11 protein-coding genes are annotated in these 19,569 nt (G+C 62.3%); 5 read left to right on the plus strand and 6 right to left on the minus strand.

Translation table 11 applies throughout. The features are described 5' to 3' along the window. Positions 1–62 precede the first annotated feature (62 nt). A complete protein-coding gene (locus AACY45_RS11160) occupies positions 63–3,173 on the minus strand; it encodes a transglycosylase domain-containing protein (RefSeq protein WP_339545510.1) in 3,111 nt (1,036 codons plus the stop codon). A 491-nt stretch (positions 3,174–3,664) separates the two neighbouring features. Between AACY45_RS11160 and AACY45_RS11165 the strand changes: the two genes are divergently transcribed. Next, positions 3,665–5,086, plus strand: a complete 1,422-nt coding sequence (locus AACY45_RS11165) for an amino acid permease (RefSeq protein WP_339545511.1) — start codon at positions 3,665–3,667, stop codon at positions 5,084–5,086. A 228-nt stretch (positions 5,087–5,314) separates the two neighbouring features. Here AACY45_RS11165 and AACY45_RS11170 read toward each other — a convergent pair whose 3' ends face one another. Genes AACY45_RS11170 through AACY45_RS11180 form a run of 3 tightly spaced genes read right to left on the minus strand, consistent with a single transcriptional unit; the run spans position 5,315 to position 8,121 of the window. Beyond that, a complete protein-coding gene (locus AACY45_RS11170; RefSeq protein ID WP_339545512.1) occupies positions 5,315–5,599 on the minus strand; it encodes a putative quinol monooxygenase in 285 nt (94 codons plus the stop codon). 55 nt (positions 5,600–5,654) lie between these two features. Beyond that, on the minus strand, positions 5,655–7,271 hold the full coding sequence (locus tag AACY45_RS11175) for an FMN-binding glutamate synthase family protein (RefSeq protein ID WP_339545513.1): 1,617 nt from the start codon (positions 7,269–7,271) through the stop codon (positions 5,655–5,657). Between the two features lie 40 nt (positions 7,272–7,311). Next, positions 7,312–8,121, minus strand: coding sequence for a helix-turn-helix transcriptional regulator (locus AACY45_RS11180; RefSeq protein ID WP_339545514.1), 810 nt, complete (start codon positions 8,119–8,121; stop codon positions 7,312–7,314). A 141-nt stretch (positions 8,122–8,262) separates the two neighbouring features. Between AACY45_RS11180 and AACY45_RS11185 the strand changes: the two genes are divergently transcribed. Both AACY45_RS11185 and AACY45_RS11190 read left to right on the plus strand, forming a co-directional pair. Then, positions 8,263–8,697, plus strand: a complete 435-nt coding sequence (locus AACY45_RS11185; protein WP_339545515.1) for an NUDIX hydrolase — start codon at positions 8,263–8,265, stop codon at positions 8,695–8,697. A 24-nt stretch (positions 8,698–8,721) separates the two neighbouring features. Then, the gene (locus AACY45_RS11190) at positions 8,722–9,360 is read left to right on the plus strand and encodes a LysE family translocator (protein WP_339545516.1); all 639 of its coding nucleotides are present in this window, start codon (positions 8,722–8,724) and stop codon (positions 9,358–9,360) included. A 12-nt stretch (positions 9,361–9,372) separates the two neighbouring features. Here the strand turns inward: AACY45_RS11190 and metR are convergent, their stop codons facing one another. Further along, positions 9,373–10,290, minus strand: a complete 918-nt coding sequence (metR, locus tag AACY45_RS11195) for a transcriptional regulator MetR (protein ID WP_166590046.1) — start codon at positions 10,288–10,290, stop codon at positions 9,373–9,375. A 108-nt stretch (positions 10,291–10,398) separates the two neighbouring features. On the opposite strand from metR, the gene metE reads away from it, so the two are divergent. Next, positions 10,399–12,711 carry a 5-methyltetrahydropteroyltriglutamate--homocysteine S-methyltransferase gene (metE, locus tag AACY45_RS11200; protein WP_339545517.1) on the plus strand — a complete coding sequence of 771 codons (2,313 nt, stop codon included), beginning with the start codon at positions 10,399–10,401 and terminating at the stop codon, positions 12,709–12,711. A 43-nt stretch (positions 12,712–12,754) separates the two neighbouring features. Here metE and AACY45_RS11205 read toward each other — a convergent pair whose 3' ends face one another. Continuing rightward, the gene (locus AACY45_RS11205) at positions 12,755–18,328 is read right to left on the minus strand and encodes a dermonecrotic toxin domain-containing protein (protein WP_339545518.1); all 5,574 of its coding nucleotides are present in this window, start codon (positions 18,326–18,328) and stop codon (positions 12,755–12,757) included. Between the two features lie 203 nt (positions 18,329–18,531). On the opposite strand from AACY45_RS11205, the gene AACY45_RS11210 reads away from it, so the two are divergent. Then, entirely contained in the window at positions 18,532–19,566 is a 1,035-nt protein-coding gene (locus AACY45_RS11210) for an alpha/beta fold hydrolase (RefSeq protein WP_339545519.1), read from the plus strand. Positions 19,567–19,569 lie beyond the last annotated feature (3 nt).

Consider the following 19,569-nt stretch of genomic DNA (forward strand, 5'->3'; position numbering starts at 1 on the left):
ATTTAATATCAAAGAGCGAAAAACATATAGTTACCGACACTTGAGTAGCGTTTGAACTCCGGTTATCGCGCTGCACTGGCCACGGGTGCCTGGCACAAGGTGTTGGTCCCCGGTTGCAAGTACGGCGTGAGGATCGGTGCCATGCCCTTGAGCACTTGCACTGGCAAGGCCGAGGTGAATTTGAAACCCTGGGCCGAGGCACCCGGCACAAAGGCGGTCAAGGTGCCGAAGTGATGGTCGCCAATGTAGAACACAAAGGTCGCGGTGCGGTTGATCGCCTTCGAGCTGAGAATGCGCCCACCGGCACCGACGGCTTCGATGCGGTTGTCGCCGGTACCGGTCTTGCCGCCCATGGCCAGTGGCGTGCCATCGATCAGTTTGAAGCTGCCGGCCACGCGTTTTGCGGTACCGGCGTCGACCACCTGTGACAGTGCTTCACGCAGGGCCGTGGCCACTTCCACCGGCATGACCCGCTTGCCGGCATCGGGGTCGTTGGTCAGGCGGGTCTCGTAGGGGGTGTCGGCGGCGAAGTGCAGGCTGTCGACGCGCAGGGTCGGCATGCGCACACCGTCATTGAGGATGGTGCCCACCAGTTCCGCCAGGGCGGCGGGGCGATCACCGGAACTGCCGATGGCGGTGGCCAGCGACGGCACCAGGTGGTCGAACGGGTAACCGACTTTTTGCCAGCGCTGGTGAATGTCGAGGAAGGCTTCGATTTCCAGCATGGTGCGGATACGGCTGTCGCGGGCGCTCTTGTGCCGGCTCTTGAACAGCCAGCTGTAGACCTCTTGACGCTCGAACTGGCTGGCCTTGACGATCTGGCTGAACTTGGCGTCGGGGTTGTTGAGCAGGTAGCCGATCAGCCACAGGTCCAGCGGGTGGACCTTGGCGATGAAGCCCTGGTCGGGCAGGTCATAGGCGCCGGGGCCATAGCTGGCGTAGAGGCGCTCCAGGCGCTCGTCGGTGAGCTTTTCCTTGTTCTTGAGGGTTTTGAGGTGCGAGCGCACAAAGCTGTTGAAGCTCTCCTGGGAGGCTTCGGGCAGCAGGTAGCGGTGCACCGCGGCGAGGCGAATCGCGGTGGGGTGCATGCTGTCCAGGAAGGTCTCGAGACGGGCCTGGGTGTCCTTTTTCTGGTACTTCTTCCAGAACTTGAGCAGGAACGAGGTGCCTTCGCGATCGGCGAACTGGGCCAGGTATTCCTGGCGTCGTGGGTTGAGGTCATCCTTGAGCAACTGGCCGCTGTTGTCCGGCCCGGAATAGGTGGTGTAGCGCACCAGGTCGCGCATCAGGCGAATGAACGGCAGGTTGATCGACTCGCGCAGGGCATCGCGCAAGGTCGGCAGGCGGCCGTTGTCCTCTTTGCGGAAGTTGTTGAAGGTGTGCCGGCCGCCGCCAGTAAAAAAGGCTTCGCCGGGGCTCGCCGAGTATTTGCGGTCCAGGGCGGCGCCGAGCATTTTCGCCAGGCTGCGGTCGGTGTTCTGGATCAGGTAGTCGACGGCCCAGCGGGTCAACCGGTCCTGGTCGGCGACTACGACTTTTTTCAGTTCGGCCGGGGTCTGGTTGACGTAACGCTCGTGCAGTTCCGCGATGATTTGCAGGTAGGTGGTCAGCACCCGTAGCTTGGCGGTGGAGCCCAGCTCCAGTTTGCTGCCTTCGTTGATGTCGAACGGCTGGTCGGTGCTGTCGGTTTGCACCCGTACGCGTGAGCCGTCGGGGGTCAGCTCGAGCAAGGTGAAGCTGTAGCGCACTTGTGCGGTGCTGGTGGGCGTCAGCAGGCGCTCGCCGAACAGGCCGATTTCGGCGGCAAACGCCGGGTCGGCGAGGCGCTTGAGGTAGCCGCTGGCCTGGGTCTGCAGGTCGCCCTGCAAAGTGCTGGTGGCGGACAGGTCGAGACGGTCCAGGTCATACAGCGGGCGGTTGAGCATCGAGGCCAGGCGACTGCGCGCAACGCTGATGCCTTTATTGGTTTCAATCGGCTGGATGGTCGGTTGTTGCACCCAGTCACGGTAGGTGACTTTGCTGGCGAGTGCCGCGCTGGTCAGCGCGGGGTCGAGTACGGCGTTCTGCGCCAGCAGGCGGATATGGCTGTCGGTGAGACTGGCCAGGTCTGCCTGGCCCCGGGTCAGGTAATACGAGGGCCGGCGTTGGGCAATCATCAACGAGAGCACCTGACGCAGGGCCAGGCCGCGTTGGGCCATGCTTTGCGGGTCACTGGCCTCGCTGGCCAGGGCCTGGTTGACCTGGGTGAAGTCGGCGCCGTACCACACGCGCAACCCCTCGGCCATGCCATGCACTTCGCCATGGCCGGGGACTGCAGACAGCGGCACGCTGTTGAGGTAGTCACGCACGATGTTTTGCCGGGCCTCCAGGGTCTGCGGGCCGTCCTGGTAGGCCCGCACGCTGGCGGAAATCATCTGGCGAATCTTTTCGCCTCCGGAGAGGGTCAGGCCATCCGGCGAGTGGCGGTACTTCTCCAACTGGGTGGCCAGGGTACTGCCGCCAGCGGTCTGGCCGGGCAGGTGGAGCATCTTGGCCGCCTGGGACCAGGCCGCCTTGGCGAATCGCGGCCAGTCGACGGCGGGGTTGGCCTTGGGTTGCTTGGGGTCCAGCAGGTCACGGTTTTCGATGAACAGCAGGCTCTGGGTGACCAGGGGCGGGATCGTGGCGAAGCTCGAATACAACTGCTGCGGGTATTTGAACTGGTAGAGCGGCGCGGCGGTGCAATCGGTGATCGACAGGCCGGCCTGGATTTTTTCGGCGTAGGGCACAAAAAAGCCGTTCTTGCTGTATTCGAGCAGTTTGGGCGAGAAGCGGGTTTGCGCGGCGATCACATAATCGCGCTTGAGCAGGCGTGGCAAAAAGTCCCCCAGTGCGCTGTAGCCCAGGCGTTTATCGAAAGGTCCGGCGCCGGGGTAGAGAATCGAATCGCTGGGGCCTGGGTGCATCGAGTAGCTCAAGGACGCGGCGAGCCGGCTGAACTCCCGGGCCTGGAATCGCGAGGTGCGCACTTCTTTTTCAATGGCAAAGCCGAGCACGATCAGGATGATCACCAGCAATAGCCAGAACGAGCGCCAGGCATAGCGGCGACGGCTTTTTTTCGGTAAAGGCGCTTCTTCCACGCTGTCAGTTGGCACCACAGGTTTACTCGAATCGGTTTGCCACAAAGCACCCATAGTCGATTGATCCATTCACGCAGATTGATCGGACTTGTCTGAAGCTTAGACGCTGGTTGCGCGGGGTGAAAAATTTGTATGAGCACAATCGCAGCGCACGCAGCGCAGCACCAGTCGGTCGTCGGTAAACCTCCAGAAGTAGCGCTCTAGAGCCTTCTAGCCGGTAAATATGGCTAAGGTAGGGGCATGACGCTGCACCGTTGCTGTGCAATACTCCGCGCCGTTTCGCAACTCAGTTAATGCTCGAAATCCAGGTAATACACCTCTGCAGTTAGGGTTTTTGTCGAGAGTTCCACCTGAATATTGTCATTTATAGAGTGAAAATAACTGCGATAAGCTTTTTATACTGCGCGTCCCGCTGATCCTGCAGGTTTTGTCCTACAGGACGGATCCACCCACGAAGTGGATCCGGTTTCAGGAAGTGTTGGCCTATCGGTCTGTGCTTCGACACTCGGTGGTCATATCCAATAACAAGACGAGGTTGTACCCCTATGCCAGTCGGCAATCACCAGCACCACGGCGAGACCGCTCAAGGCGGCCCGCTTAAACGCGAACTCGGCGAACGGCATATTCGCTTGATGGCGCTCGGCGCCTGTATCGGTGTCGGTCTGTTCCTGGGTTCAGCCAAGGCCATCGAAATGGCCGGCCCGGCAATCATGCTGTCCTACATCATCGGCGGCCTGGCGATCCTGGTGATCATGCGCGCCCTCGGTGAGATGGCCGTGCACAACCCGGTGGCGGGCTCGTTCAGCCGTTACGCACAAGACTACCTGGGCCCGTTGGCAGGTTTTCTCACCGGCTGGAACTACTGGTTCCTGTGGCTGGTGACCTGCGTGGCGGAAATTACCGCGGTGGCGGTGTACATGGGCATCTGGTTCCCGGATGTGCCGCGCTGGATCTGGGCGCTGGCCGCACTGATCAGCATGGGCTCGATCAACCTGATCGCGGTCAAGGCGTTCGGTGAATTCGAGTTCTGGTTCGCCCTGATCAAGATCGTCACCATCATTGCCATGGTGATCGGCGGCATCGGCGTGATTGCCTTTGGCTTCGGCAACGACGGCGTGGCCCTGGGCATTTCCAACCTGTGGGCCCATGGCGGCTTCATGCCCAATGGCGTGCAAGGCGTGCTGATGTCCCTGCAGATGGTGATGTTCGCCTACCTGGGCGTAGAGATGATCGGCCTGACCGCCGGTGAAGCGAAGAACCCGCAGAAGACCATCCCCAACGCCATCGGCTCGGTGTTCTGGCGCATTCTGCTGTTCTACGTCGGTGCCTTGTTCGTGATCCTGTCGATCTACCCGTGGAACGAAATCGGCACCCAGGGCAGCCCGTTCGTGATGACCTTCGAGCGTCTGGGCATCAAGACCGCCGCCGGCATCATCAACTTCGTGGTGATCACTGCCGCGCTGTCGTCCTGCAACGGCGGTATCTTCAGCACCGGCCGCATGCTCTACAGCCTGGCGCAGAACGGCCAGGCCCCTGCCGGTTTCGCCACCACCTCGAGCAACGGCGTACCGCGTCGGGCCTTGTTGCTGTCGATCTTCGTGCTGTTGCTGGGCGTGTTGCTGAACTACATGGTTCCGGAAAAAGTCTTCGTCTGGGTGACCGCCATCGCCACCTTCGGTGCGATCTGGACCTGGGTGATGATCCTGCTGGCGCAACTCAAGTTCCGCCGCGGCCTGAGCGTTTCCGAGCGTGCGGCCCTGAAGTACCGCATGTGGCTGTACCCGGTCAGCTCCTACCTGGCGCTGGCGTTCCTGGTGCTGGTGGTCGGCCTGATGGCCTACTTCCCGGAAACCCGCATCGCCTTGTACGTCGGCCCGGCGTTCCTGGTGCTGCTGACCGTGCTGTTCTATGCGTTCAATCTGCAACCGACCAATGCCAGCCAAGGCGCGGTCAGCCAGGCGTCTTGATGGCCTGATGTGCTGTACCTAAAAGCCCCGGTCAATCGACCGGGGCTTTTTTTGTTCTGCTTGTATGCCGCCCGGCCCGCTTCTACCCGGGTTCAACCCATCCATCCTGTAGGAGCGAGCTTGCTCGCGATGGTCGCCAACGATGACGCGTCAAGCCTGGCTCAACGCGCCGTTCTTGCGTCCTTTGCGAGGGTGGGTTGATCTGGTTTATGCGAGCCGGTAGGGGTGTCAGAACGCGTCCATCAGCAGCACTTCGCACTCCCGGGCCTGGTACTGGTTGATCTGTGGCACCAGCCGACGGAAATGCTCGGATTGGCAATGGGCGTCCAATGCGGCCTGGTTCGGCCATTGTTCGATGAAGACAAAATGCCCCGGGTCGTGCTGGTCGACGAACAGGTCGTAGGCGATGCAGTCGGGTTCCAGGCGGGTTTTTTCCACCAGTTCGGCGTACCACGGGCGCACGGTGTCGATGTGTTCGGGCTGGATGAAGTCCTGGGCAATCACTTTGAGCATGGGTTCTTCCTTGGGGGGCGGGGCCGTCGTGTGTGCCGACGGGCAGGGGGCAACTTCAGGCCGCTACGTCATTGGCATCGAAGCTGTCGGCCCGAGCCATTTGCCACATCCGTGAATAGAACTCGCCGTTCACCTCTCCGGTCAACAGTTCGCCGGGCTTGAGGAACACGTGCAGTTGGGAGAACAGCTTGATCTCGGTGGCGGACATGCGCCGTACCAGGTGTTTGGCCGACAGCTGGGAAGGGTGTTCGAGGCCGGCGGCGGCGAGCATTTCCGCCAGGGCCTTGAGGGTGCTGCGGTGGAAGTTGAACACCCGCTGGGCCTTGTCCGGTACCACCAGGGCGCGCTGGCGCAAGGTGTCCTGGGTGGCGACGCCGGTCGGGCATTTGTTGGTGTGGCACGACTGCGACTGGATGCAGCCGATGGCGAACATGAAGCCGCGCGCCGAGTTGGCCCAGTCGGCACCGATGGCCAGCACGCTGGCGATGTCGAAGGCGCTGACGATCTTGCCGCTGGCCCCCAGCTTGATCTTGTCCCGCAGGTTCAGGCCCACCAGGGTGTTGTGCACGAACAGCAGGCCTTCGCGCATCGGTACGCCAATGTGGTCGGTGAACTCCACGGGCGCGGCGCCGGTGCCGCCTTCCTTGCCGTCGACCACGATGAAGTCGGGGAGGATTCCGGTTTCCAGCATGGCCTTGGCGATGCCCATGAATTCCCAGGGGTGGCCCAGGCAGAACTTGAAGCCCACCGGTTTGCCGCCGGACAGCTCACGCAATTGCTGGATGAAGTGCATCATTTCAATTGGCGTGGAAAACGCACTGTGGCGCGACGGCGAGACGCAGTCTTCGCCCATGGGCACACCGCGGGTGTCGGCGATTTCCTGGGTCACCTTGTGCTTGGGCAGAATCCCGCCATGGCCTGGTTTGGCCCCCTGGCTCATCTTGATTTCGATCATCCGCACTTGCGGGTTCCGGGCCTGGGTGGCGAAGCGCTCCGGGTCGAAGCGGCCATCGGTCGTGCGGCAGCCGAAGTAGCCGCTGCCCAGCTCCCAGGTCAGGTCGCCGCCGTGTTCACGGTGATAGGGGCTGATGCTGCCCTCGCCGGTGTCGTGGGCGAAGTTGCCCAGTTTCGCGCCCTGGTTCAGGGCGCGGATGGCGTTAGCGCTCAGGGAGCCAAAGCTCATGGCCGAGATGTTGAACACCGAGGCCGAGTACGGCTGGCTGCACTGCGGGCCGCCGACGATCACCCGGAAACTGCTGGGGTCGGTCACCGGAGCGGGGCGCATCGAGTGGCCGATGAATTCGAAGCCTGATTGGTAGACATCGATCAGGGTTCCGAAGGGTTTGTCGGCGCTTTCATTCTTGGCGCGCGAATAGACCAGTGAGCGTTGGGCCCGGGAAAAGGGCAGGGCATCGCTGTCGGATTCCAGCAGGTACTGGCGGATTTCCGGGCGGATACCTTCCACCAGGTAACGGATGTTGCCCAGGATCGGGTAGTTGCGGCGCACCGCGTGGGGGCTTTGCAGCAGGTCGAAGATGCCCAGCAGACTCAGCAGGCCGGTGACGATGGTCAGTGGCCAGACCCACTCATACTGTAGAAACGGCAGGCTGGCGAGGGTGAAGATGACACACAGGGCAAAGAAGGCGTAGCGGCTCAGGAGTGACAGGCTCATACGGGTTCCTTGGGTTCGGACTCATCAAATTCGGCAGCTGCTACAAGTCGGGATTTCCTTGTGCCTGCAAAAATATCGAAAACAGCTCGGACTGGGATTTGATCCCCAGCTTGCTGTAGATGTGTTTCTTATGGACTTTCACGGTTTCGGCAGAGATTTCCAGCTTACGGGCGATTTCCTTGCTGGAGCAACCGCTGAGCATCCAGCGCCCGACATCCAGCTCGCGGGCGGTCAACTGCGCCCCCTTGATCTGTTGCAGCGAAGCTTCCAGGCGGATGCGCCAGTCAGCATGGCGCGCCGGGGGCTCAGGGGTGGCGGTCACGTCGTTTTCATAGGGCAGGCGTTGGCGCAGCAGGCTCAGGACCCACGGCTGGATCAGCGACAGCAGGGCGATCTGTTCGCTGCTGAAACGTTGCTGGCTGCCCAGTGACAGGCACAGGGTGCGCTCGCCGTCGAGCTGGCAATTGAACTGGATTTCATCGGCCACCACGTTCAGGCGAAAGTAGCGCTGGTAGTACTCGGTCAGCTCGAAGTGCTCGGGTGCCACCTCGGACAGGCGATAGAGACCGGTGCGGGCCTGCTCGCGGCTGGCGATGTAGAACGGGTCCAGCAGGAACAGGCCCATCAGGTAGTCCTGGAACAGTGGGTCGGGGCTACCGTCCGCGCTGGGGCACTCGCCGAACACTTGGGGGCGCTGGTCCCCGTCGAAGAGCACCACCACCCAACTGTCGAAGCTCAGGTACTGGTCCAGCAGGCGCACCAGTTGGGTCCAGAAGTTGGGCTTGTCGAGGGCATCGATCAACTGCCCGATGGAGCGGTGCCAGGCGATATCTTGCAGCGAGTGGTTCATTCAGCGTTCCCGGTCGGCTCACGGCCTGAAGTTGCCGAGCATACTGGCCCAGACCGGCGGCAGGGGCAATCCATGGGGCGTGACGCCCCCCTGGCGCCCGTGGGATCCTTGGGTTCTTTGAGCCAAGGCCCCTGAGCGTCCATGACCGATTCCGTTTGTGTTGAACCCCGTATCATCCGCATTGCCGCCGCGCTGTTGATCGGTCCCGACGGCCGTACCCTGCTGGTCCGCAAGCGTGGCACTGCCGCCTTCATGCAGCCGGGCGGCAAGATCGAGGCCCACGAGCAACCGGTACAGGCCCTGGCCCGCGAGTTGGAAGAAGAATTGGGGCTGCGCATCGACACGGCTCAAGCCCGTTACCTGGGGCCGTTTAGCGCGCCGGCAGCGAACGAGCCCGGGTTTGTGGTGCAGGCCGAGATTTTCCTGCTGCACGTCACCCAGGCCGTCAGCCCGGCGGCCGAGATCGAGGAGGTGGTGTGGGTTGATCCGCAGGTGGAGCCGGATGTGCTGCTGGCGCCATTGACACGGGACCTGATCCTGCCGTTTTATCGTCATTCACGGAAGGCTCCGGCCTGACCGATCACTGACAAGGACTGCCTGATGATTACCCTCCACGACCTGCTGATTTTCGCTGCTGCGTCCCTGCTCCTGGTGCTGACACCCGGGCCGAACATGATCTACCTGATCTCCCGCTCCATCTGCCAGGGGCGCAAGGCTGGGGTGATCTCGCTGGTGGGTGTGGTGGCGGGTTTTTTTGTGCACCTGTTCGCCGCGGCGGCCGGCTTGACGGCGGTGTTCCTGGCGGTGCCGATGGCCTATGAAGCGCTGAAGTGGGCGGGGGCCCTGTACTTGGTGTGGATGGCCTGGCAGGCGGTCAAGCCCGGCGCACGCTCGCCGTTCGAGGCCCAGCAGTTGGCGCCGGATTCTTCGCGCAAACTGATGCTGATGGGCTTTCTCACCAGTGCGCTGAACCCGAAGATCGCGGTGTTCTACCTTTCGGTATTTCCGCAGTTCATCAACCCTGAGCACGGCTCGATTTTCTTCCAGAGTATCGCCCTGGGCCTGACCCAGATCAGCGTCAGCTTTACCGTCAACCTGCTGATCGCCCTGTTTGCCGCCGGCATCGCCAGCTGGTTCGTCAACAACCCGACCTGGCTGGCGGTGCAGCGCTATTTCATGGGGTTCGTCCTGGCGGCCCTGGCGGTACGCCTGCTGTCTGAACCCAAGCGGATGGTGTAACGCGCCCAGCGTTTAGCGCACCACACTGACCCCATCCAGGGTGGAAAACGAGGTGTCCTTGGCCGTCAGCAGGAAGTCGCGCATGTACGGCGCATCCAGCATGTCGGCGCGGATGCCGGCGTACAGCGTGGCGAACAGGCCCTTTTCCCCCAGCCGCTTGGCCTTCACGTAGCCCCGTGAGCTGTACTCATGCAGGGCCCAGTGGGGCATGCCGCACACGCCACGACCGCTGGCCACCAATTGCATCATCATCACCGTCAACTCCGAGGTCCGGACCTGGGCCGGTTCGATGTCGGCGGGCTCCAGGAAGCGGGTGAAGATGTCCAGCCGGTCCCGCTCCACCGGGTAGGTGATCAGGGTTTCGCTGAGCAGGTCCTCGGGCACGATGTAGGGCTTGCTCGCCAGGCGATGCTGATTGGCCACGGCGAGCATCGCTTCATAGGTAAACAGCGGCACGTAGGTGATCCCGGCCAATTCCAGCGGGTCGGAGGTCACCACCAGGTCGAGGTCGCCACGGGCCAGGGCCGGCAGCGGGGCGAAGGAGAAACCCGAGGCCAGGTCCAGTTCGACTTCCGGCCAGGCATCGCGGAACTGGTCGATGGTCGGCATCAGCCATTGGAAGCAACTGTGGCATTCGATCGCCATGTGCAGGCGTCCGGCGGTGCCGCCGGCCAGCCGGGCAATGTCGCGCTCGGCCCCGCGCAACAGCGGCAGGGTGGCGTCGGCCAGTTGCAGCAGGCGCAGGCCGGCGCTGGTGAAGCGCACCGGCTTGGTCTTGCGCACGAACAACGGCATGCCCATGCGCTCTTCCAGCTCCTTGAACTGGTGGGACAGGGCCGACTGGGTCAGGTGCAGGCGTTCGGCGGCTTCGACCAGGCTGTCGGCTTCGCGCAGGGCGTGCAGGGTCTTCAGGTGACGGATCTCGAGCACCGTGGTCTCCATGAATAAATTTTGTGATGAACACGAAAAGGTTGAGTTTGTCTCATGATGGCCTGGGTGTCGACAATAGGCCCATCATTTACTCAGGAGTTAAACGCCATGGCCTTGGCCCACACCCTCGGTTTTCCCCGCATCGGCGCTGATCGCGAATTGAAGAAAGCCCTCGAAGCCTATTGGAAGGGCGACCTCGATCAAGCCGCCCTGCAAGCGGTGGGCCGCGATCTGCGGGCCCGGCACTGGCAGTTGCAGAAAGACGCTGGCATCGACCTGCTGCCGGTGGGCGACTTCGCCTGGTACGACCAGGTCCTGAGCCATTCGCTGACCTTCGGGGTGATTCCCCAACGCTTCGACAGCACCCGGGATGACCAGGGCCAACCGACCCTCGACAGCCTGTTCGCCATGGCCCGTGGTGCCACCGCGACCTGCTGCGGCGGTGAACATGCCCCGGCGCAATACGCCCAGGAATTGACCAAGTGGTTCGACACCAACTACCACTACCTGGTCCCGGAGTTCAGCGTCGACCAGCCGTTCACGCTGAGCTGGGAACAACTGTTCGACGAAGTCGACGAGGCCCACGCCCTCGGTCATACCGTCAAGCCGGTGATCATCGGCCCGCTGACCTACCTGTGGCTGGGCAAGGCCAAAGGCCGCGACTTCAACAAACTCGAGCTGCTGGAACGCCTGCTGCCGGTCTACCACGAAATCCTCGGTCGCCTCGCTGCCCAAGGCGTGGAGTGGGTGCAGATCGATGAGCCGATCCTGACCCTCGACCTGCCACAGGAATGGAAGAGCGCCTTCGAGCGTGCCTATCACATCCTGCAGTATTCGCCGCTGAAAAAACTGGTGGCGACCTACTTCAGCGGCCTGCAAGACAACCTCGGGCTGGCGGTCGGCTTGCCGGTCCAGGGCCTGCACATTGACGCGGTGCGCGCGCCCGACCAATTGTTGCATGTGCTCGATCGACTGCCGACCTACAAGATTCTCTCGGTGGGCCTGGTCAACGGGCGCAACGTCTGGCGTTGTGAACTGGAGCCGGTCCTGGCGCAATTGCAAGTGGCCCAGGAACGCTTTGGCGACAACCTGTGGGTCAGCAGTTCGTGCTCGTTGCTGCACAGCCCGGTGGACCTGGAACGCGAGGACCAGCTCGATCCTGAACTGAAAAGCTGGCTGGCTTTTGCCGTGCAGAAGTGTGGCGAGATTGCCGTGCTGCGTGACGCCCTGAACGATCCGCAGGCGCCCAAGGTGCAAGCCGCACTGGCGCAAAGCCGGGCCATCCAGGCCAGCCGCGCGCAGTCGCCACGGATTCACAAGGCCCAGGTGCAGGCGCGAGTCGACGCCATCCGCGACCGTGACAGCCAGCGCCAGTCGGGGTTTGCCCAGCGCATCGAGCAGCAGCGGGCACGCTTGCAGTTACCGGTCTTCCCGACCACCACCATCGGTTCCTTCCCCCAGACCGGGGCAATCCGCCTGGCCCGCCAGGCGTTCAAGCAGGGCAAGTTGTCGGCCAACGACTACACCGATGCCATGCACAGTGAAATCCGCCACGCCGTGCAGATCCAGGAACGCCTGGGGCTGGATGTGCTGGTGCACGGTGAGGCCGAGCGCAACGACATGGTCGAGTACTTTGCCGAGCAGTTGGACGGCTATCTGTTCAGCCGGTTTGGCTGGGTCCAGAGCTACGGTTCGCGCTGTGTGAAACCGGCGATCATCTATGGCGACCTCAGTCGGCCGAAAGCCATGACCGTGGACTGGATCACCTACGCTCAGAGCCTGACCAACAAGGTCATGAAAGGCATGCTGACCGGTCCTGTGACCATGCTGATGTGGTCGTTCCCCCGGGAAGATGTGTCACGCAAAGTCCAGGCGCAGCAGTTGGCGCTGGCCCTGCGTGATGAAGTACTGGACCTCGAGCGGGCCGGGATCAAGATCATCCAGATCGATGAAGCCGCGTTCCGCGAAGGCCTGCCCTTGCGCCAGGCGCAGTGGCAGGAGTACCTGGATTGGGCAGTACAGGCATTTCGCTTGAGCGCTTCGGGGGTGCGGGATGAAACCCAGATTCACACTCACATGTGCTACAGCGAGTTCAATGATGTGATCAAGTCGATCGCCGCGATGGACGCCGACGTGATCACCATCGAAACCTCGCGTTCGGACATGCAGTTGCTGGAAGCCTTCAAGGCCTTCGACTACCCGAACGATATTGGCCCGGGCGTGTATGACATCCACTCGCCACGAGTGCCGGACACCCAGGAGATGGTCAAGCTGCTGACCAAGGCGGTGCAGCGCATCCCGGCCGAGCGCCTGTGGGTCAACCCGGACTGCGGCCTCAAGACCCGGGCCTGGCCGGAGACCGAAGCCGCGTTGGTCAACATGGTGGCGGCGGCTCGCCAGTTGCGCAGTCAGTTGGCTTGATGCATGGCAGGAAGAGCGCGGGCGAGCCCGCGCTCTTTTTGGGTCAAAGCTTCTCGAAATGACTCAGCGCCACCGACCGTTTAGCGATATCGGAGTAGGGAAGACCGGGCGTGTCGGCATGGGTTGTAAACCGGTGCTCGGGCAACTTCAGGTGGGCTTTCTCGAACGCCCCGAAATCAGGGGCAGCCTTGGCGTAGTGGAAGTGGGCATACCACAGCACCCTAGGAGGTGTCTGGGTCAGGTCGTGGATTTCGTACTCCTGCAGGTAGTCGACTCGACCATCCTTGCGTTTGCCCAGGTTTTTCATCGCACTGGTCTTGCGGATCTCCACAACGTTGTGGCGGGCCAGGTCATCGAGCATGCCATCGGTTGGATTTTTGCTGCGCAACGACTGCTGGGTACGCAACTGCCGGCCCTGGGCGATCAGCTCGGCCGCCTTGTCCCGCAGGCGCCCGATGATCGAGTTAGCCGGTGCAACGTCCTCGATATGCCGCGCACGCAGGATCAACTCGTTGGCTTCGCAGACCATCATGTGCTCCAGATCAACCGGCAGCATGTCTTGCGCTGCATAGGCGTGGACCTTGGCCTGGTAGGTCGCTTGCGACTCCAGTCGCTGACGGGCATCGATCACCAAGGCATCAAGATTGCGTTGATTGATGCGGGGCGTTTGGGGCGGCGGGTTGAGCAGGCGAAACCGGTCATGGCTGCCTTGTTCCCAGACTTCTAGGTAGCCTCCCTTGCCGGTGAGGATGTATTGCCGCGTCTGGGTGGTCGGCTCCCAGTGCTCAGTGCCGATCAGTAGTTGATTGTCTTCGGTGGTGAAGACCTTTTTCCTGCTCTTTCCCGGGATGGCGGCGGATGTCGGTTGGGCGATGGCTTTGCGGGCACGCTCGGACATTTTTTCCAGGCCCTCCATCAGCGGCGGCACGGACTCCAGGTGAAAGTGTTGTGGATAGCTGGCGATCCAGACCTTCATTTCACGTCGGAACTGGGTATAGGTATCGAGGCAGTCCTGCAGTATCTGATTGCGCTGCGCCTTGGTGGCGCTGGCTTCCGGCAGGCTGAACTGGGTGAACAGGGCGCGATCGACCTTGCTGCGCAGAGGGTGTGCCTGGATCTGCAGATAGGCCCATGAAACATCGCTCGCGGTGTCGAAGCGTTTGATCACTTCCAGCAGATGACCTGTTCTGAGGTAGAGCCGGTTGGTGGTACTCAAGCGCTCCGTGAGCATCGTGGCGGTTCTGGTCAACTGACTTTTCTGCGAGCTGATCGTCACGCGCTCAAGCCAGTGATTGAAGTCCAGCAGGTGGGCGTCGATCTCGTCCAGCTCGCGAACGAACTCCAGGCGTACCCTTCTGATGCTCTCCAGGGCGCGCAGGCGTTCGGTAAAAGCATCGGCCGCCAATGCGTCCATGTGGCGGATGAGATCGTCAGAGCGGTCCAGCAGGTTAACGGCTCTGTGATTGGAAAAGTACAGGCGCTGCTGGAGTCGATCCGCCAGGATCAGGGCGTCGTTACTCTGCATCTCCATGAGTGCGCGGCGCTTGTTGCCGTGGGTTAGGGGTAACAGCTCAGCCAGCGTCTGGTAATGCCTGGCGGCCATTTCAATGTCGACGTTGCAGGTGGCTTCGGCGGCCTGCCTGAGGGCCGGGCGCTCGTCTGCGGCGCTGGTGTTGTAGCGTTGCAGGGCGGCGTTGGTCCGGGTGACCTGGGCATCCAGTTGCGGGGCCAGATCATCAGCGGCTGTGGACAACGCGTGTTGGCGACGAAAAATCCGGTCGGTCCACCAGCGCGGCAAGCGTTCGCGAATCGCCCCCGGCCAGATCGGATCGAGCCCGTCGGCCAGGCGCCCCAGCACGGCACCACCGCCGAGCCCGCCACCTTCGAACGTCACGCCGTGGGCATGGTAGTAAGTATCCCAGTGGCCTGCTTCATTGAGCCCGATGGGTTGCTTGTAGGTTTTGCTTCGAGTCCCGCTCAGGCGCCAGTTTCGTGAGTCCTTGCTCCACTCGATCTGGTAGATGCGCCCCTGGCGGACGATGAAATCACCGTCCGCGTGGCGGTAGACGTTGCGGTAAATCCCTTCGATTCCCGGTTGCAGGTCGGCCAGGCTGATGGGGTGTTCGTACTCGTAGCCGACGAACCGTTTGACCGCCTGGCGGGCCGGACGCGGTGAAGGTGCATGCAACGCTGCGGGGCCTTTGATCAAGGCTTTGAGTTGACGATTTCGCGTCAACGCGCGAGCCCCGTTTTTTGCGCTGGAGCCGACAGACGCGGCGGGAAGGACATCCAGGGCGGCATCAATCAGTGATAGCAGCACCGACTCCACCTCGGCCAGGCCTTGGCCGACATCGCCGCGCAAGAACGCCGCGACCGCCAGGTTGGCGGCGTCCCAGGCATCGTACAGCGCCAAGGCGCTGCCGACGAAAGGCACCATCCCCACGGCCATTTTCAGGTAATTGAACATCGCCCCTGACTTCAGGGCGCTGAGCTCCAGGTACAAGGCATCGTTGCTGCGTGAAGTCGCTCGATGGACCGCGATCAACCGTCCCATATGGACATTGAGCAAGTGGGCGGCCATTGACGTGGTGGCCGGCCAGGCGAGGCCCGTGCCAATCAGCGTATCGAAGTTTTTCAGCTGTGCCTGCTGGATGCGGCTGACATGGTGGGCGAAGTTGCCCGTCAGGGCGCGCCCCGCCAGATAGTCGACCATGGACGCCTGCACAGATAAATCGAACAGGCTGCGACGGGCCTGTTCCAGGCTCGGGTATTGACGCAGGTACACGCCGTCAGGGCTGTCGGGCAAGTAGAGGAGGGTCAGGCCGCTGATCTGCTCTTCTATGAAGGTGACGCCGGACAAGGTGCTGGCGCCTTCAGCGGGGGTGTCCGTACCGCCCACGGTCAAGTGGGCCGGTATCAGCGCGATACGCTTGCCGCTGGGGGCAAAGGCTTGCGGGGTCGCGGCGTCGATGGCGATCTCAAGCACTTGCTGGCCGCTGGCGTCGATGTGTCGTTGCGCCAGCGCAAACTCCCCCTGCAGTTTGAGCATCAGGCGCCAGGGTTCGATCAGGCATTCACGGCGATGTTCTTTGCTGAAGGTCGAGGCGTTTGGTAAGCCAGTGAATGTATCGCGGATCAGTTGTTCGTATTTCGCGGCCAGGTCGAGCTCGGTCACGAGTTTGCGCAGGTAGTGTGGCTGGATGCCTGTGTCGAGTGCCTTGCGGTCGGTTTCGTCATCGGCGCTGATCACGCTGCGCATGAGCGACAGGCGCCACCACAGGGGCTGATCAATGTTGCGCTGCGCCAACTCGACGAGCGACAGCGGCTTGCGACCCTGGCTGGCGACCAGGACATTCTCCTGGGGGGCGCCGGGCGCGGCACCTTGCATGATGCGCTTCTGCCAGGTGGTCGAGTCGGGCAGATCGAGCGTCACCTCAAAATCCTGCTTGAGGGAGAAGTCCTTGCGTAGGCGCGCCTCGAGCTGTTTCTGGCTGAAGTCATCGCGCGGTATCAGGTCACGCTCGAGTATTTCATGGGCACGCTTCATTGCCGCGATGTAGGCCTTGATCAGACGCTTGAGTTGCGTGCGTTGCTCGTCAGCCAGTGTCTTGAGCCACTGCGGCAGCGCTTGCGCCAGGGTATCGCTGCGAGATTGTTCGAGGTATCGGGTGTAAGCCTGGTCCCGCGCCGCCGATACCGGCACGGTCAAGGTGGCAAGCGTCTGCTCGCGCAGTTTCTCCAACGCGAGTGTGCGTTGTGCTGCGTGGGAGGGCAGGGGGTTGTCTTTGATCAGTTGAATGACCTGCTGCTCACAGGCGTGGAGCTGATTGTCGAGCGCGTACTTGAAGGGGGTACGATTGAGTGCGCTCACGTGCAAGGCCTGCTGGGTGTCGTCAGCGCAGATCTTGAACAGTTCCTGCTCCAGTGCTTGCCTGGAGGCGAAGCGTTGCAAGCCGCCAAAGTGCCCGGGCCAATACAGCAACTGGCCAGGGGGTGAAAGGCCGTCCTCGGCAGCGGGGTGAGTGATCAGCAATACCTCCTCCAGTTCCTGGGTGTGCGGGGTACTGTCCGGGTCTGCCGGATCGAGGCTCGATAACGTCAAGCGGGCAACCGTGACCTCAGGATGGCGATCCAGCCGATCCGGGTCATCCACTGTCTTTTGGATCAGGGCGTGTTCCTGGGGGCTGATCTGCTCCAGGATCAATTGGATGTCGGCCTCGGCGCCCAGACCGCGCAGGCGCGCCTGGTAAAGGGCGGTGTAGTGCGCATTGGCCTCCCGGCGCAGTTCGAGCATTTTCTGCGCATCACGGCTGTCCAGTAATGCAGAGGCGGCATCCTGGCTGGCCTGCTGCGCCGCGCTCAGGGTGTCGAGTGCCTGTTTGAGCTTGAGCCGTTGCGGGTCATCGGGGTTGTGCTGGAAGCGTTGCTCAATGGCCGCGCACTGTTGGGCCAGCGAGTGCCTGCGCCTGCTCAAGGGAATATCAGGGGTGAGCAGGCCAAACGGGGGGATGTCCTGGGCGATGTCCCCTTCGGCAGTGATCGTCGTCGCCAGCGCTGGCGGCTCGGCGAACAGCGGATCTGCACGATGTTTTTGCTCCAGTTGCTCGACCTCGTCCAGGGCATGGGCCGCGTACTCGGCCATGTCCTGGTCGCGGCCTTTGAGGGCGCTGGCAATCTGGAGGTTGAGCCGTTGCGCCAGCCATTGGGTGAGACCCGTGTTCAGTGCTGTTTCTTGCGGGTGGTAGGTAATGCGGCTGCCGGCAGCGCTTTCGGCTACTTGGAACAGGTGCTGCTGATGTTCGAGCAGCCAGTCTTCCATTTCGGTGCGCTGGCTGAAGCGCTTCACTGCTGGCTGGTGCTCCGGCAAATACAGGATTTGACTGAGCGGTTGCTGGGTGTCGAGGCTGATCACAAAGGCAGCGGGTAGCTTGATGACGTTGTTGTCGCTGCGGGTGAGGCTCAGTTGCTCGGTGTAAATGCGCTGGCCGGCGATCTTGAGCTCTGCGTCCGGCAGATTGAGGACTGTCAGGAACACAGCCAACTGCTCAGTGCTCAGGGCGCCTTGAGCAAACGCCAACTGGCCCGCAGCCTCAAAGTGCGAGCGATACAGGTGGGTTGCCAGGGCGCGCCGCGACAATGCAGAGCCGGGCGCACGAGCATTCCAGTAGGCGTTCCAGTGGGTCGTGAGTTCTGCCTTGAGATCCAGTGTCTTGAATGGCTCCAGCAGGTGCGCGCTGGGTTTGGCAAAGAGTGGGTGTTCGCGGTTGAGGCCGGTCAGTTGGCTGCTGGGCAGGCGTGAGGTGTCCAGTTGCGGATGCTGCAGCATGAAGGCACAGGCTTCGCTCAGACTGGACCGGCGAGACGAACGCTCGGCTGTGGCGGGAAACAGCAGGCCGGCCTGCTCGCCGTCCAGGTTCCATTGGCGTTGGAGCCGTTGTTTGATGGCATCGCGCACGGTTGGCGTGGCACGCATGAGGCTGAGCAGGTGTTCGCGGCTGTCGCGCCAACGTGACGCAGCCGTCAGGAACAGGTTTTCATCCAGGGGCGCAGTTAAGACCTGCGACGTCGGCAGGAATGAAACGGTGGCAGGGGTTTCGTCAATCAGTGTGTCGGACATGGTGGCTTGGCTCTGTGGCGTTGAAGGGTTTTTCATCAATATCGCCACCATTGGAGGTGAGTTGCCTTCGCCACGGGTGTTGCATAGTTACTGCGCCGACCGCTCGGCGAGATTCATCAAACTGTCACGCAACTGTGGCAGCGCGCTTCAACAAAGTTCATCAGACTCGCGCTCTACTGGGGTTCTGCGTTTTGGTGTTTTTCATGCGTGTCTTGTGTTTATCCGCGGCCATCTTCCTGGCCGCGCTGTGTTTTGGCCCGGCGTCCTGGGCGGCGCCGCGCTGCGATGTCAATGTCGCCACCCAACGCGCCGACCTGGCGCACGTGAGCCTGGCCTATCAGAGCATCGGTCGTGCTTCCGATCCGGCGCTGCTGCTGGTGATGGGCCTGGGCGGGCAATTGATCCACTGGCCGGACGAAGTGGTGGTAGCCCTCTGTGAGCAAGGCTTTCGGGTGATTCGCTACGACAACCGCGACGTCGGCCTGTCGACCTGGCGCCGGGCTCCCGCCAGCGCCAACCTGACCTTCGAGGCCTTGCGCTACAAACTCGGCCTGCCGGTGTCGGCGCCCTATACCCTGAGCGACATGGCGGACGATGGCCTGGGCCTGATGGACGCCCTGCACGTGGAGCAATTCCATGTGCTGGGGGCGAGCATGGGCGGGATGATCGCCCAGCACATGGCGGCCATGGCGCCGCAGCGGGTCGAGAGCCTGACGCTGATCATGAGCAGTTCCGGCGCCGCAGGGCTGCCGGCGCCCAACGCGGCGCTGGTGCAATTGCTGGCTCGGCGCAGTGCGCCGAACCGAGAGGTGGCCCTGGAGCAACAGGCTGACCTGCTGGCCGCCCTGGGCAGTCCGCAGGTCACCGATGATCGCCAGGCGCTGCTGCAGCAGGCGGCGCAGTCCTATGACCGGGCGTTCAATCCCGAAGGGGTCAAGCGCCAGATCATGGCGATCCTCGCCGAGCCCAGCCGGGTGGCGTTGCTCAATCAATTGCGGGTGCCGACCCTGGTGGTGCATGGCACGGCCGATCCCTTGCTGCCGGTGATGCATGGCATTCACCTGGCGGCGCACATCCAGGGCAGTCAGCTGAAACTGATTCCTGGGCTGGCCCATCGATTTCAGGAGGCCTTCAAGGTCCCGTTGCTGGCGGCGGTATTGCCCTACCTGCAGCAGCACCGCGAAGACACCTCGCATTGGGCGCAGATCGAGCCCGTGCAGGGGATGAACCTGCTTTGAGCT

The organism is Pseudomonas sp. RA_35y_Pfl2_P32 (assembly GCF_963970735.1).
GTDB lineage: Bacteria > Pseudomonadota > Gammaproteobacteria > Pseudomonadales > Pseudomonadaceae > Aquipseudomonas.